This is a genomic window from Streptomyces tatrensis, assembly GCF_049310065.1.
In the GTDB taxonomy this organism is placed as follows: Bacteria; Actinomycetota; Actinomycetes; order Streptomycetales; family Streptomycetaceae; genus Streptomyces.
Genome location: NZ_JBMDLB010000007.1, coordinates 161,828 through 176,774, shown reverse-complemented (window position 1 = coordinate 176,774; position 14,947 = coordinate 161,828). Strand labels below are relative to the sequence as shown.

At 73.3% G+C, this 14,947-nt stretch carries 13 protein-coding genes; 7 read left to right on the top strand and 6 right to left on the bottom strand.

Annotated elements, in window-relative coordinates:
• The first annotated feature begins 18 nt into the window (after positions 1 to 18).
• Entirely contained in the window at positions 19 to 924 is a 906-nt protein-coding gene (locus ACODT5_RS04555) for a D-hexose-6-phosphate mutarotase (protein ID WP_422517892.1), read from the top strand.
• A 7-nt stretch (positions 925 to 931) separates the two neighbouring features.
• On the opposite strand, the gene bla is transcribed toward ACODT5_RS04555, so the two are convergent.
• Positions 932 to 1,864, bottom strand: coding sequence for a class A beta-lactamase (gene bla, locus ACODT5_RS04550; RefSeq protein WP_422517891.1), 933 nt, complete (start codon positions 1,862 to 1,864; stop codon positions 932 to 934).
• A gap of 547 nt (positions 1,865 to 2,411) precedes the next feature.
• On the opposite strand from bla, the gene ACODT5_RS04545 reads away from it, so the two are divergent.
• On the top strand, positions 2,412 to 2,816 hold the full coding sequence (locus ACODT5_RS04545; protein ID WP_422517824.1) for an aggregation-promoting factor C-terminal-like domain-containing protein: 405 nt from the start codon (positions 2,412 to 2,414) through the stop codon (positions 2,814 to 2,816).
• A gap of 120 nt (positions 2,817 to 2,936) precedes the next feature.
• Here ACODT5_RS04545 and ACODT5_RS04540 read toward each other — a convergent pair whose 3' ends face one another.
• From ACODT5_RS04540 to ACODT5_RS04530, 3 genes are all read right to left on the bottom strand, one after another.
• A complete protein-coding gene (locus ACODT5_RS04540) occupies positions 2,937 to 5,801 on the bottom strand; it encodes a helix-turn-helix transcriptional regulator (RefSeq protein ID WP_422517890.1) in 2,865 nt (954 codons plus the stop codon).
• A 95-nt stretch (positions 5,802 to 5,896) separates the two neighbouring features.
• Entirely contained in the window at positions 5,897 to 6,808 is a 912-nt protein-coding gene (gene bdeA, locus ACODT5_RS04535; RefSeq protein ID WP_422519551.1) for a bis(hydroxyethyl) terephthalate hydrolase, read from the bottom strand.
• Positions 6,809 to 7,329: 521 nt separating this feature from the next.
• Positions 7,330 to 8,517, bottom strand: a complete 1,188-nt coding sequence (locus ACODT5_RS04530) for a PucR family transcriptional regulator (RefSeq protein WP_422517889.1) — start codon at positions 8,515 to 8,517, stop codon at positions 7,330 to 7,332.
• Between the two features lie 145 nt (positions 8,518 to 8,662).
• On the opposite strand from ACODT5_RS04530, the gene ACODT5_RS04525 reads away from it, so the two are divergent.
• From ACODT5_RS04525 to ACODT5_RS04505, 5 genes are read left to right on the top strand one after another with little or no spacing between them, the layout of a single operon-like run.
• Entirely contained in the window at positions 8,663 to 9,502 is an 840-nt protein-coding gene (locus tag ACODT5_RS04525) for an ABC transporter ATP-binding protein (RefSeq protein ID WP_422519550.1), read from the top strand.
• Positions 9,499 to 10,290, top strand: coding sequence for an ABC transporter ATP-binding protein (locus ACODT5_RS04520; protein WP_422517888.1), 792 nt, complete (start codon positions 9,499 to 9,501; stop codon positions 10,288 to 10,290). The genes ACODT5_RS04525 and ACODT5_RS04520 overlap by 4 nt, the downstream gene beginning before the upstream one ends.
• Entirely contained in the window at positions 10,287 to 11,177 is an 891-nt protein-coding gene (locus tag ACODT5_RS04515; protein WP_422517887.1) for a branched-chain amino acid ABC transporter permease, read from the top strand. Before ACODT5_RS04520 ends, ACODT5_RS04515 begins: the two co-directional genes overlap by 4 nt.
• Positions 11,170 to 12,306, top strand: coding sequence for a branched-chain amino acid ABC transporter permease (locus ACODT5_RS04510; protein WP_422517886.1), 1,137 nt, complete (start codon positions 11,170 to 11,172; stop codon positions 12,304 to 12,306). The genes ACODT5_RS04515 and ACODT5_RS04510 overlap by 8 nt, the downstream gene beginning before the upstream one ends.
• Positions 12,303 to 13,568 carry an ABC transporter substrate-binding protein gene (locus ACODT5_RS04505; protein ID WP_422517885.1) on the top strand — a complete coding sequence of 422 codons (1,266 nt, stop codon included), beginning with the start codon at positions 12,303 to 12,305 and terminating at the stop codon, positions 13,566 to 13,568. Before ACODT5_RS04510 ends, ACODT5_RS04505 begins: the two co-directional genes overlap by 4 nt.
• Positions 13,569 to 13,632: 64 nt before the next feature.
• On the opposite strand, the gene ACODT5_RS04500 is transcribed toward ACODT5_RS04505, so the two are convergent.
• Positions 13,633 to 14,421, bottom strand: coding sequence for a GNAT family N-acetyltransferase (locus ACODT5_RS04500; protein ID WP_422517884.1), 789 nt, complete (start codon positions 14,419 to 14,421; stop codon positions 13,633 to 13,635).
• Between the two features lie 171 nt (positions 14,422 to 14,592).
• Complete coding sequence (locus ACODT5_RS04495) at positions 14,593 to 14,796, bottom strand: cold-shock protein (RefSeq protein WP_243336897.1); 204 nt, start codon at positions 14,794 to 14,796, stop codon at positions 14,593 to 14,595.
• Between the last annotated feature and the right edge of the window lie 151 nt (positions 14,797 to 14,947).

The window sequence follows — 14,947 nt, the reverse complement described above, 5'->3', positions numbered from 1 at the left end:
GTGAAGGAAGGTCGGGGCATGGATCCGATCTTCGAGAAGTTCCGTGCCCTGCCCGTCGAGGAACAGCTCTCCCCAGGCCTCACCCGCCGCAGGTACGCGGACTTCCCCGTCCTCGTCGTGGACCACCCGCGAGCCGGACAGGCGTGTCTGAGCATCCAGGGCGGACAGCTCGTCACCTGGCGGCCCGCTGCCACCCGCCCCGGCGACCCCGGTGTGCTGTGGTCCGCCGATCCGGACCTGTGGCGGCGCGGAACGGCCGTGCGCGGCGGCGTCCCGCTGTGCTGGCCGTGGTTCGGCCCGGCCGGCCCCGCCGGCTCGCCCTCGCACGGGTTCGCGCGGACCACCGACTGGGAGCTGACGGCGTGGGAGGAGGACGCGGACCGGGTCGTCGTGGAATGCACGCTGCGCCCCTCCCCGGAGACCCGCGCACTGTGGCCCGAGGAGTTCGTCCTCGTGGCGCGGTACACCCTGACCGACACCTGCCTCATCGAGATCGAGGACCGGGGCGAGCACACCGCCACCGCCGCCCTCCACACCTACGTACGGATCGGCGACCTCGGACGGGCGCACCTCGCGGGCCTCGGACCCGAACACACCGACGGGCTCACCCGGCGCCGCTACGAGGACGAGGACGGCACGCTGACCCCCGTGGACCACGTCGAGCGGTTCCAGACGGCGCCGGCGCCCGTCACCACGGTGCGGGACGAGGTGCTGGGAAGGATCGTCGCCCTCGCCCACCACGACCACAGCGACGTGGTGGTCTGGAACCCGGGCGCCGAACTCGCCCGGGGCATGGCCGACGTCGCGCCGCAGGAACACCGGCACTTCGTGTGCGCGGAGACCGCCCGGGTGGGACGGCCGCTCGTGGCGGAAGAGGGACGGCCGGGACGGCTGGCGGTGGAGCTGCGGATGACGGAGCAGTGAGAGCGGGTCACCGCCCGCTCAGGGCCGTGGCCACAAGTGCCGCAGCCCGCGCGACGAGGGGGTTGTCCGCCGGGGCGTCGGGGTGCGGCTTGGTCGTCAGGACGGCGATGACGAGGGGCGGCCGGCCGGGCGGCCAGGCGATGCCCACGTCGTTGTTCGTGCCGTACGCGCCCCCGCCGGTCTTGTCCGCCACGGTCCAGCCCTCCGGCAGCCCGGCCCGCAACCGCTCGCCGCTCGTGGTGTTGCCCAGCAGCCAGTCGGTGAGCCGCCGCCGGTCCGCGGGCTCGAGCGCGGAGCCGAGGACGAGGCGCCCGTAGGTCCGCCCGATGGCGTACGGGGTGGTCGTGTCGGTGACCCGCCGGGGCTCGGCGCTGTTCAGCTCCGGCTCCCACCGGTCCAGGCGGGTCGTGGCGTCGCCGGTCGAGCGGGCGAAGCGGGTGACGGCGGTCGGGCCGCCCAGCTCGCGCAGGAGCAGGTTGGCGGCGGCGTTGTCGCTGAAGCGGATCGTGGCATCGCTCAGCTCCGCGACGGTCATCCCGCGGGCGAGGTTCTCCGGCCGGCCCGTGACCGGCGCGTACCCGGAGGCGGTGACCTCCTGCGCGGTATAGCGGACGCGCTTGGCCAGGAACTCCCCGTCCCGGTCGAGGTCGCGCAGCACGGCGGCCACGGCCAGGGTCTTGAAGACCGAGCAGATGGGGAAGGGCTCCTGCGCCCGGTACCGCACGGTGCGCCCGGTACCGGTGTCGTGGGCGTAGACGCCCAGGCGGGCGGAGTGGGCCCGCTCCAGGTCCGCCAGCGCGTGCGCGACCGCCGCACCGTCGGCGGGGGAGGGGGCCGCGGCCAAGGCGCGCCCGCCCGCGGGCAGCGAGGTGGCCGCGGCGGCTCCGGCGCCCCACGCGAGCAGGGCGCGTCGGGACGGGGTCTTCCCTGTGGTGTTCACGGTCGTCCTCTTCCTCTTCCTCTTCTTCTCCGGACCAAGATCTCAACCAATCACCACGCATGTCCCGCGGTGGCGGTTCCAAACGGAGGGGTTCCGGGAGTCGGCGTTCTCAGCGCCTGTGGCCTTGGATCCGGGGGCTGCAAACACTTCCAAACCTTCCCTTGGGAGGGGTTCGGGTGGTTGCGGAGGGTGAGATTCGGGGCTTCCGGCGGTGACCCGCCCCACAGGACCTTGGTCACATACGACCCGGGATAGTAGTCCTTAAACGGCCCTTACCCACCCCGTCGCAGGGTCTGCGACCTGCGGTGATGCCTGTCCGGGTGGTGGGGGGTCGTTGCGCCCCGGCTGCGAGGGCCACTAGTAAGAGGGGGTCGTTGCCAGGGGGCCGGGACCCCCGTAGAACTGGATGAGTCGCAAGGCGGACGGAGATCCCCCGGGTTCACCCCCGGAGCCTGGTTCTCCCGCTCCCGCCGGTGAACCTCTCTCTTTCACGTGAGTGGCTCGTGCACGTCTGCGACTGTCCTTGCCCCCGTCGAAAGGTCCGTCCGTGTCCAACGCCGTCATCCGCCGCATCGCCGCTTCGAAGAAGACCCTCGTCGGTTCCGTCCTCGCCCTGGGTGTCGCCGGCTCCATGCTGGCCGCCGTTCCCGCGCAGGCCGCCCCGATGAGTGCCAAGGCGATCGCTCAGCAGATGATCAAGGACCCGGCGCAGTTCGCGGCGTTCAACAACATCGTGTCCCGCGAGAGCGGCTGGAACCACACCGCCACGAACGCTTCCTCGGGCGCCTACGGCCTGGTCCAGGCCCTGCCCGCCTCGAAGATGGCCTCGGCGGGCTCGGACTGGAAGACGAACCCGGCCACGCAGATCAAGTGGGGCCTGGACTACATGAACTCCCGCTACGGCAGCCCCGCCGGTGCCTGGACGTTCTGGCAGAACCACCACTGGTACTAAACCACCAGCGGCAGCAGACGAAGCAGGACCACGACAACGCCCGGCCGGACACCCCGGCCGGGCGTTGTCGCGTCCGCACGCCACCACCGGGCCCACCGGAGCCCGCCGCGTGCGGAGCCCTCACGACGGTGCGCCGCTCCTTTCGGCCCGGTCCACCAGTCGTGACAGCTCCGTCCGGGAGCGCACTCCGAGCACGGCGAAGACGTTGCGCAGGTGGTGGTCGACGGTGCGCGGGCTGACGGAGAGGCTCAGCGCCACTTCCCGGTTGGTGGCGCCCTCGGCCACACAGCGTGCGATGCGCAACTGCTGCGGCGTGAGCAGGGCCAGACCACCCTTCGGTACCGGGGCGGGTGCGTCACCGGTGGCCCGCAGTTCGGCACGGGTCTGTTCGGCCCAGGGCGGGGCCCCGCAGCGCTCGAAGGTGACCAGTGCGTCCCGCAGCCGGTTCTTCGCCTCGGCCGGACGACGCCGGCGGCGCAGCCACTTCCCGTACAGCAGCTGGGTGCGGGCCCGCTCGAAGTCACCGTGCACCGTCTCGTGCCGGGTCAGTGCAAGGGCGTAGAGCGCATCGGCGGTGTCGTCCGGCGGGGCGATCAGGGCGCGGCACCGGGCCAACTGCGCCGGTGCCTGCGGATCGGTGCCCTGAGCGGCCCAGAGGGCGAACTCCTCGACGGCCGCCTCAGCTTCCGCCGCGGCCCCGGACTGTACGGCCGCCTCTACGAAGCACGGCAGGGCGAGCATCCGGACGGCGAAGTGGCCGCGACCGGGCCCGGGCCGGGTCAGCGGGCCGAGCCGGGCGGCGGCCTCGAAGGGCCGGCCGCGGCACAGGTCGGCGCGCGCCGAGGCCCATTCGGCCAGGGTGACGGCTTGGAGGAGTCCGTGCGGGCGTGCGATCTCCACGGCGGCTCCGGCATGCGCGGCGACGGCTGCCGCGTCGTCCTCGACCGAGGCGACCAGGGCCAGGATCGCGTGCTGACCTGCGGCCACGTTGCGGTGGCCGGCCCGGTGGGCGGCGCGGAGACCCTCCTGGGCGTGGGCCCTGGCCCGCGCGTGCTGGCCGGCCCGCAGCTCGGCGTACGCGAGATGTTCGAGGATCCGCGGGGTGAGGGAGGCCAGCCCCCGGGACCGTGACACCGCCAGGGCGCGCGCGTTGGCCCGGCACGCCGCCGCGATGTCGCCGAGGACGAGCGCGGCCACCCCGGCACGCAGCAGTCGGGTGGGGTCGTCGTCGTCCCGCGCACGGTCGAGGACCCGGCGCAGCGGCGATTCGGCCTCGGCCAGGTGCCCGTCGATCGCCGTGCGCAGTCCCGCACGGAAGTCGAGCCCCGGATCCTGGGAAGCCGAGGCCGGCTGGGGCTGGGGCTGGGGATAGGGATGGGAGCCGGATCGTACGGACGCCACACGCGGGACCCGCCCCAGCGGGTCGGCCGGCGCCGCGAGCGGGGTCTCGGCGAGGGCGGCGAGGCAGGCGGCGGCGTCGCCCGCGGCCCACGCCGCGTCCATCGCCTCCAACCTGGCTTCCAGAGCCGCCTCCGCGTCGGACGGGTCGAGCCGCTCCGCGGCCATGAGCAGCGCCTGGTAGGCGTCGCCGACCGGCCCGTCCCGCAGGGCCATGCTGCCCCGGACGAGTTCCGCGCGGCCCTGCACCGCATCGGGGGACGCGCCCTCCCGGGTGGCCGCCAGCAGCCGGCGGGCCCTGCGGGTATGCCCCGCCAGGCGTGCGTAGTCGGCCGCGGCGGTGAGGCGTGCGGTACGGGCACCCTCGTGGGCGGTGAGCTCGGCGGCCCTGGACAGGGCGGCCGAGCGCTCCATGCCGGACGTCGGAGTACCGGGAGCGGCCGCCTCGACGAGGCCGGCCGCGAGGACCGCGTCGGGCCCCTGTACGGCCAGGGCGAGGTGGAGCAGGTGGCGCAGGCGAAAGCGGTCGGTGTCGATGACCGAGGCGAGCAGGGCGTGGGCGGCCCGGCGCTGCGAGGACGGTGCGCCGGAGTAGACGGTCCGGCGGAGCAGGGATGCCGCGAAGGCGATGCGGTCCCCGTCGTGGTGCACCAGCCTCGCCGCCTCGGCGGGGTCCAGCGCGGCAGGGTCCAGTCCGGCTTTGCGGGCGGCCCGCAGGACCAGGGAGGCGTCCGCCCCGGCCGTGTCGGGATCGGGCTCGTGCGCGGCCGCCACCAGGAGCAGGAGGTGCCGGCAGGCCGGCGGCAGCGCGGCGAGGCGGCCCCCGAAGACGGCCCGCAGGGCGCCGCCGTCCACGAGCGGGCGGGGCAGCGGCCGATGGCCGCCGAGCTGATCCGGCGTCAGGCGCTGGGCGAGGGCCGTCAGGACGGCGGGATTCCCCTCGGCCTCGGACAGCAACTCCGAGCGTACGGAAGGGTCCAGGACCCCACCCGTGAGGTCACGGAGCAGGGCGGTTGCCGCGCCGTCATCGAGCGGGCCGAAGCGGACCACGGGCAGTCCCGCGATGTCGGGATCGTCCGACCGGTGCTCCGCGACCGAGAGCAGGAGTCCGATCGGGCGCGCGGGGTCGGGGCGTCGTGCGGCCGCACCGAGGACGGCCCGCGAGGGCGCGTCCCACAGGTGTACGTCGTCCACGCAGACGAGCAGCGGCTCTTCCTCGGGGACGTACTGCCCGAGCAGTCGGGGGAGTTGGGGCAGTACGGGCCGTCCGTCCGGCCGGTCCGTCCCGAACGCGGCCCGCGGTGGCGCCGCGCCCCTGCTTTCGGCCGCCGCGCACAGCAGTGCGCGCATGCCGTCGTAGGGGTGGGGCTCGCCGGTCAGGGGCCGGGGGCGCAGGACCGGCCCGGGCGTGAACTCGTTGGCGGCCCAGGAGAGAAGCGTGCTCCGGCCCAGTCCCGGCTCCGCCACGAGGAGCAGCGCCCCGCCCCGCTGGGGCCGGACTTGATCCGACAGGGCGGCCAGCGCCGCCAGTTCGGGCGTCCGGCCGTATATCCGGCAAGGACTTGTCACGGTCGTGTGTCCGGTCACGCCGGTGAGGTTACTGCCGTGTAAACCATGGCGGAAGACCGGACGCAGCAGGTGGGGGGCTGAAGCGGAACGGCCTCCCACCTGCCGGGGGCGGTTCAGGAAGTGTGGGGGCAGTTGCCCCGGTACTCCTCGATGGCCAGGCTCGGGCTCGGCAGCGGGCAGAGGAACTGCTCGTAGCGGCTGTCGTTGTCGATGAACCGCTTCAGCCACGAGACGCTGTACTTCGCGATGGTGGTGTCCGAGCTGTTCGGGGTGAAGTGCGTGGCGTTGTTGAGTTCCAGGTACGCCTTGTCGAGCGAGCCGGGCAGGCTCGTGTAGAAGGGCTCGGAGTGCGTGGCGACCGGTGCGACCGTGTCGCCGTCGGCCCCCACGATCAGGGTCGGGGTGTTGATCTCGGGCCAGGTCTTGTCGGTGTTCCAGCCGGTGAGCGCGATCGCCGCCTGCAGCGAGGGCCGGGTCTTGGCGGCCTCCAGCGTGCCGCCGCCGCCCATGGAGTGGCCCATCACGCCGAGCCTGCTGCTGTCGATCCTGGTGCGGACGGTGCTGCGCTCCGTCAGGTAGTCCAGGGCGGACAGCAGCTGGCGTCCCCTGCTGTCGGGCTGGTCGAGGGTGGTGAGCGTGTCGGTGGTGAAGACGACGAAGCCCTGGGAGGCCAGGCGCGGGCCGAGCCAGGCGATGGACGACTGGTAGGCGGTGAAGCCGGGTGAGATCACCACGGCGCCGAAGGTCCCGTCCGCGGTGGACGTGGGGTAGTAGATGGTGCCGCCGCCGAAGCCGGTGACTCCGAGGGAGGAGACGTTGGTCTGCGACACGGCGTAGGAGCCGCGGAGGGCCTCGATGCTCGAGTTGGTCGGCGCGGGGCCGCGCTCGTACGGGTTGGCCGCGGCCTGTGCCCCGGACGCCGTGAACGTGGCGATCGCGCCGATCGTCACGAGCGCCGCCAGTGCGGACACGAGCGAACGGAGCCGCGTCCCGCCGCCGACGGGATCGACGGACCGCCCCCGCATACCGGCGGGGCCGTGGTCGGAGCGGGCCTGGTGGGCGTTCTCGAAGTGATGCTGCTGCACGACGGAGTCGTCCTCTCGGTCGTGGCGGAGCCGTCCCGGCGGTGGCGGGTACCCGGCTGCGTGCCGAGGTCCGTGCCGCCTGACGGTGGTTCCCGCCGCTGTCGCTGGCCGGACCACTGTCACGGCGCACTCCGCGACCGCACATCGGTGGAATCACCGGTCTCGCCGCCGGATGTACCGGTCTCGCCGCCGGACGTACCGGGGCGCCGCCGGACGTACCGGTCTCGTCGACGGGCGCACCGGTCACGCCGGCGGACGCGGCCGGCGACGCGACGGACTCGGCAAGCCAGGAGCCCGGCGCGGCAAAGCCGTCCGATACGGGCGCGACCGGCTGCCCGGCGGACTCGGCAAGCCAGGAGCCCGGCGCAGCAAAGCCGTCCGACCGGCGCGGCCAAGCCGTCCGATACGGGCGCGACCTGCTGCCCGGCGGACGCGGCCGGCCAGGCGACCGGCCGCCCCCCTCAGCCGCCCGACAGCCGGTACGCGTCCCGCGCCAGGGTCAGCGCGATCAGGTCCCGGGGACGGGACAGGGACTTCGACGTCAGGCTCTCCAGTCGGCGCAGCCGGTTGAAGACCGTGTTGCGGTGGCAGTACAGGCGGCTCGCCGCGCGGCCCGCCGAACCCTCCGCCGCCAGCCAGGCGTCGAGGGTCTCCAGCAGCATCGCCCGGTCCGCCGGGTCCAGGTCCAGCAGGGGGCCGAGGACCGCCTGGACCAGCTCGGCCGACAGCTCCGGCTGGCGCACCACCAGGGCCGTGGGCAGCCGGTCGGTGAGCCGTACCAGCACCCGTTCGTCCTGCCCGCAGGTCCGCAGCGCCGTCTCCGCCAGCCGCCGGGCCCGGCCCAGTTCGGCCAGTCCGTCCACCACCGGGCTGATTCCGCCCGGCCCCGGGCAGCGGTCCGCGAGCTCCGCCGCCAGATCGGCCGGCGAGGAGTCGCCCAGCGCCACCACGGCCAGCTCCCGCTCCGTGCGCATCCGCCAGAACAGCCGCATCCCGCCCGCCGCCACCACCCGGTGCACCGATTCGCCCCGGTCGGCCGGCAGCACCACCACCGCGTACCGCCCCTGCTCCGGCAGGTCCAGCGCGAGTGCCACCTGCGCGGCCAGGGCCGGCGCCGTGTCCCCCTCCAGCAGGGCGTCCAGCAGGGCCTGGGCCCGCTCGTCGCTGCGCCGGCGCATCTCCACCTCCGCGGTGCGGTACGCCTCCGCGGTCGCGGCAGCCTGCTGCTCGATCCCCGCCCACATGGCCCCGGCCGCGCGGGCCAGGACGGGGAGCGCCTCCGGATCCTTCTCGGTGACGATGTCCAGCAGCGCGTCCCAGGTGAGCCGGCCCGCCCTGCGGTACGCGTAGAGCAGCAGGTCCAGCGGCAGCCCCTGCTCGGCCCGCCGGCGGCCCAGCTCCTCCGCGTACGCGAGGTCCTTGCGCGGGCCGGACCGGGGCGCGGCGAAGGCCTCGATCCCGTAGTGCATGGCCTCGCTGACCTGTTGCCAGTGCTCGTCCCGCGGAACGGCCAGGTCGAACAGCGGCGAATGCTTCGCCAGGTCCTTGATCAGCTGGTCGGTGAGGCCGGGAATGTCGGCGATCAGTACGTCCGCCGCCGACACCAGGACCGACCACTCCTGCTCCGTGCGCGTTCTGCGTCCACCCATGGCCGCTGAGGATGTCACCCCGCCTCCGCCGCCGTAAGGGGCGCGCGCGACAGGTCTGTGCGCGTGCACAGCACGCTCCTGTCCGGGCTGGTCATCGGCAGCGATTCCGCATCCGCCGGTGGACGCCCGCCCCGGCCCGGTGCTGATGTGTGCGCCAGCACAAGGCCACCCAGAGGAAGGAGAGGACGTGGGTTCGCTACAAGTGCGTGCGCTGTCCATCGGCTACGGGCCGGTCCGGGCACTGCGCTCCGTATCGCTCGACGTGCCCGCCGGCGCGGTGGTCGTCGTACTCGGCGGCAACGGCGCCGGGAAGTCGACGCTGCTGCGCGCCGTGTCCCGGACGCTCGGATTCCACCGGGGAGCCGTCACGGGCGGGAGCATCGCCTTCGACGGGAAGCCGCTGGACGGGCTCACCCCGGACCGGGTCGTCGCCGCCGGAGTGGTGCAAGTACCCGAGGGGCGGAAGGTCTTCACCCGGATGACCGTCGCGGACAACCTCCGCGCCGGGGCTCTCGGCGGCCGCGCGGGATCCCGCGCCGACACGGCCCGTTCCCTGGCCCGGGTGCACGAGCTGTTCCCCGTACTGGCCCAGCGGGCGCGGCAGCGGGCCGGACTGCTGTCCGGCGGCGAACAGCAGATGCTGGCCCTGGGCCGGGCCCTGATGGCCCGCCCCCGCCTGCTCCTGTTGGACGAGCCCACCCTGGGGCTCGCCCCCAAGATGGCCGCCACCATCGCCGAGACCATCACCGAGATCAACGCCTCGGGCGCCTCGGTGCTCCTCGTCGAGCAGAACGCCGCCCTGGCACTGCGGCTGTCCTCGCACGCCTACGTCCTGGAGGTCGGCGAGGTCACCCTCGACGGCCCGGCCGCCGAACTGGCCGCCTCGGACGAGGTCCGGCGCCGCTACCTCGGCATCACGGACGAGACCGCGCCCGGGCCGGCCACCGCCGGGACGGGCCGGGAACTGCGCAGGTGGTCGGCGTGAACGCGAACGCCTCCCCACCGCCGCTCACCGTCACCGACGTCACCGTGCGCTTCTCCGGCCTGACCGCGCTCGACTCCGTGTCGTTCACGGTGGACCCCGGCAGCGTGCACGCCGTCATCGGACCCAACGGAGCGGGCAAGTCCACCTGTTTCAACGTGCTGTCCGGGGTCTACCGGGCCACCGGCGGAAGCGTCCGCTTCGGCGCCGCCGAGCTCACCGGCCTCGCCCCGCACGCCGTCGCCGCCCTCGGCATCGCCCGCACCTTCCAGAACCTGGCACTGCCCCCGCACACCACCGTGGCCGACAGCCTCCTGCTGGGGCGCCACCGGCTGATGCGGACCGGCTTCCTGGCCGCGGGACTGCGGCTGCCCGCCGCCGCCCGCGAGGACCGCCGGCACCGCGAACGGGTCCGGGAGATCGCCGAGTTCGTCGGGCTGGAGGGCGACCTCGCGGCGCCCGCCGGCTCGCTCCCGTACGGAAAGCAGAAACTCGTCGAGCTGGCCCGGGCCCTGTGCATGGAGCCCCGGCTGCTGCTCCTCGACGAACCCGTCGCCGGCATGACCGCCGACGAGAGGCAGCGCACGGCGGCCGTCATCGCGGGTGTCCGGGACGGCCTCGGCATCTCGATCGTGCTGGTCGAACACGACATGGGGGTGGTGATGCGGCTCGCGGACGCGGTGACCGTACTCGACTTCGGCAGGCGCATCGGCGGCGGGACCCCCGCACAGGTGCAGAACGACCCCGCGGTGGTCCGCGCGTACCTCGGAGAGGAGGAGCCGGCCGCATGACCACGTTCCTCGAACTGCTCCTCGGCGGGCTCTCCATGGGCTCCGTCTACGCGCTGATCGCCCTCGGCTTCGTGGTGATCTTCAAGGCCACCGAAGTGGTCAACTTCGCGCACGCCTCCCTGCTGCTGGCCGGCGGGTACGTCACCGCCACCCTGCACGAGGAGCTCGGATTCTGGGGCGCCCTGCTGGCCGGCGCCCTCTCGGCGGCAGCCGTCGGGGCGGCCATCGAGTTCCTGGTGATGCGGCGCTACCGGGGCCAGGACCAGAGCGTTCTGGCCATCGTCACCATCGGCGTCGACATCCTCCTCATCACCGACCTCACCCGGCGCCTCGGCACCGACGTGCTCTCACTCGGCGATCCGTGGGGGGACCGCGTGGTGCACCTCGGCGCGGTCACCGTGCCGCAGACCCGGATCGCCGCCATCCTCGCCGCCGGGCTGCTCATCACCGTGTTCCTGCTCGTGTTCCGGCACACCTCCTGGGGCGTTGCCATGCGCGCCGCCGCCGAACAGCCGGAGACGGCCGCGCTGATGGGCGTACGGCTGGGCAGGGTCTCGCTCGCGGCGTGGGCCGTGGCCGGGGCGCTGGCCGCCGTCGCCGCCCTCTTCCTGACGGTCTTCCCGACGCCCGGCCTGGAACGGGCCACGTCCCTCGCCGCGCTGAAGGCCTTCCCGGCCGCCATCCTCGGCGGCCTCGACTCCACCTCCGGCGCACTGGCCGGCGGCCTGATCGTGGGCGTCACCGAGGCGCTGGCCACCGGCTACCAGGGCCAGTTGACCTTCCTCGGCCGGGGCATCGGCGACCTGGCCCCGTACCTGGTGATGGTCGCGGTCCTGCTGATCCGTCCCGCCGGACTCTTCGGCACGAAGGAGCTCGCCCGTGTCTGACACCCGCAGCACCGTGCTGCGACCCGAGGCCGCCGCCCCGGTGGCGGCCACCCGGCCGCGGCTGCTCGGCGCCCGCAACGCGGCAGCGGCAGGCGCCGGCCTGGTGCTCCTCGCGCTGCCGTTCTACCTCGACCGGTTCTGGCTGCAGGCCGGGCTGTTCGCCATCGCCGCCGCCATCGGGGCCATCGGGCTCAACCTGCTCACCGGAGCCACCGGCCAGCTGTCGATGGGCCACGCCTTCTTCCTCGCCGTCGGCGCCTACGGGTACTGCGCGCTCGCCGGGGACGGCAGCACGGTGGGCAGTCACACGCTGGTCGGCCTCGGCCTGCCCAGCTGGCTCGCCGCGGTCCTGGCCGTCGCCCTCGCCGGGGCGGCGGGCGGCATCTTCAGCCCCATCGCCGGCCGCCTGCGCGGCGCTTACCTCGGCATCGCCACGCTCGCGCTGATCTTCATCGGCCAGCACGTGCTGTTCAACGCCACCAGCGTCACCGGCGGGTTCAACGGCCGGGAGGTGGAGCCGCTGTCCCTCTTCGGCTTCACCTTCGACGACACCGAGACCGTCATCGCCGCCGTCCCCTTCCAGTCCGCCGAGAAGCTCTGGTACGTGGGCCTCGCGGCCCTCCTGTGCGGCGCCCTCTTCGCGCGCGGCGTCCTGCGGGGCCGCCCCGGCCGGGCCATGAACGCCCTGCGCGACCACAGCATCGCCGCCGGGGTGATGGGAGTGCCGGTCGCCCGGTACCGGGCAGCGGTCTTCGTCCTGTCGTCCATGTACGCCGGGCTCGCCGGCGTCCTGCTCGCCCTGGTCTTCCAGCGCACCGTGCCCGACTACTTCGGCATGGTGCTGTCCCTGGAGTACCTCGCCATGATCGTGATCGGCGGCCTCGGCACCGTATCGGGCGCCGTCGTGGGCGCCGTCTTCGTCTCCCTCCTGCCACAACTCCTCACCCGCTACAGCGACGCCCTCCCGCTGGTGTCCGCCCCGGGAACGGGCGGAGTCTCGCCCGGAGAGGCCTCCCGCTACCTGTACGGAGCGGCCGTCGTCGTGGCCGTCCTGTTCCTGCCCGGCGGTCTCACCGGCATCACCCGGATCGTCCGCACCCGCACCACACCCTCGAAGGAGCGAACGTGAACAGAAGAAGGCACGCTGCCGCGGCCCTGGCGGCCGCACTCGTCCTGACCGGCGCCGCCGGGTGCAGTGGCAAGGCCAAGACCGCCGATGGCGACAAGCCCGCCGCCTCGGGCGGCGTCAAGGCCGGAGCGGGGGTGAGTGAGAAGACCATCAAGCTCGGCGCGCTCACCGACATGACCGGCGTCTACGCCTCCCTCGGCAAGAGCGTCACCCAGGCCCAGCAGCTGTGGGTCAAGCAGACCAACGCCGCGGGCGGCATCTGCGGCCGCACCATCGAGCTGACGGTGCGCGACCACGGCTACGACCCGCAGAAGGCCCTCGCCGCCTACACCGAACTGGAGCCCTCGGTGCTGGGCTTCGCCCAGTTCATCGGCTCCCCGTTCGTCGCCGCCGTGAAGCAGCGGATCGACGGCAAGGACAAGGGGCTGGTCATCCCGCAGGCCTGGTCCGCCTCGCTGCTCGGCAGCCCGTACATCCGTACGGTGGGCGCGACGTACGACGTCGAGACCATCAACGCCGTCGGCTTCCTCCTCGACCAGAAGCGCATCGCCTCGGGCGACAAGATCGGGCACGTCTACTTCGAGGGCGACTACGGCGAGAACGCGCTGACCGGGGCCAAGGCCATCGCCGCGGAGGCCGGGCTGAGCATCGTCGAACAGAAGATCAAGCCGACCGACAACGACATGACGGCCCAGGTCGCCGCGCTCAAGCAGGCCGGGGTCAAGGCCGTGATCATCAGCGCCGGCCCCCGGCAGGCGGCCTCGCTCGTCGGAGTGGCCGCGGCGAGCGGCTGGGGCATCCCGATCGTCGGCAACAACTCGGCCTTCGCACCGCAGCTCCTGGCCACCCCGGCGGGCGCGGCCCTGCAGAAGGACTACTACGTCGCCTCCTCGGCCCTGCCGATCGGCTCGACCGAGGCGGGCCCGGCGGCCCTGGCCGCCGCGTACAAGGCCGAGTACCCGGACGCGGGCCTGGACAACGGCGTGGTGGCCGGCTACTCCGCCGGCGCCCTGTTCGGGGAGGTCCTGAAGAAGGCCTGCGCCGACAAGGACCTGACCCGGGAGGGCATCCGGGCGGCGCTGCTGAGCCTGAAGTCCTACGACAACGGCTTCGGCATCACCCACGACTTCTCGGACCCGAAGGCCCCCTCCACCAAGCAGAGCGTGATCCTGAAGCCCGACGCGACGGTCCCGGGCGGCATGAAGGTGGTCAAGGAGGCCACCGCGGCGCCCGCCGCGACGAAGTTCACGCCCGCTTCCTGAGCAGCGGCCGGCAGACGGACGGTGCCGCCCCGACCAGCGTCGGGGCGGCACCGCTGCCGTTTCCCTACGGGCGCGCCGTGAAGGCGGCTTCCGTGAACTCCGTGACCTCGCTGAAGCCGAGCCGGCGGTAGAGGCGGACGGCGGTGGCGTTGTCGGCGCGGACGTTCAGCCCTATGTGGTCCACGGTCTTCCCCAGACGCCGGCACAGCGCGGCGACACAGGCGCTGCCGGCGCCCTGTCCGCGGACCCGCGGGTGCGTGGTGACGTTCCCGAGCGCGGCGACCCGGTACGCGGCCGAGTGGACGTGGACGCCCGCCACGGCGACCAGCTGTCCGTCCTGCCGCGCGCCGAGGTACTGGCCGGTGTCGAGCATGCGGTGGTCGAACCAGTTGCCCGGGTACGCCTGTTCGAACAGCTCGAGCAGTTCCGGGAGGTCGTCCCGGCTCAGCGGAGCGGGCCGCCACGGTCCGCCGGAATGCCGGTCGGTCGGCTCGGAGTCGGTCAGCGCCATCCGGATCAGGGTGCTCCGCGACTCCACGGCGTACGCGGATTCCAGTACCTTCGCGGCGTTTCCGGTCAGGTGCCCGAGGAAGCGCCGGGGGAGTACGGGCAGCAGCGCCCCGGCCAGTTCCTCCAGCGCGGCCGCCTGCCCGGGGCGGGTGAACCCCAGCAGCGTCGGGATGTCGCCGACGGCGTAGAGGAGCGCCACCGGCCCGTCCTCGGAGAGGGTGTACCAGGTGGTGTGGGGCCACGGCAGGTCGTCGAGGTCGCCGAGCTCCATCAGGTTCACGGCCGGGTCCCGTTCGAAGCGGGCGGCCAGGGCTGATCGGTCGTGAAGGCTGTGCAGGATCACCCGCACAGAGTACGGCGGGACCCGGACCGGCCCGACGGCGAGGGGGCCACGGACGGCGGAAGCGGCCGACGGAGCGGCAGCGCGGACGGGGCGGACGCGGCGACGCCCCGCACCGAAACGGTGCGGGGCGTCAGGATGCTGCGGCTCGGAGCTGCTGCTCAGAGCTGTGGCTTAGAGGGGACGAATGTCCTCGGCCTGCGGGCCCTTCTGGCCCTGGGTGACCTGGAACTCGACCTTCTGGCCCTCCTGGAGCTCACGGAAGCCCTGGGCGTTGATGTTGGAGTAGTGGGCGAAGACGTCGGGGCCGCCGCCGTCCTGCTCGATGAAGCCGAAGCCCTTTTCCGAGTTGAACCACTTCACAGTTCCGGTGGCCATCTGAATGCTCCCTGTCGGGGACGAGGATCCTCGCTTGTGAGGACCCTTGGGTGTGGGTTGCTTGCCCTGGTCCTCCGACGCTTGGTGAAGCGGTACTTCGGACACACGACTGCCGATCACGAGGCATGATCTACCCACTTGCACGAGGAGG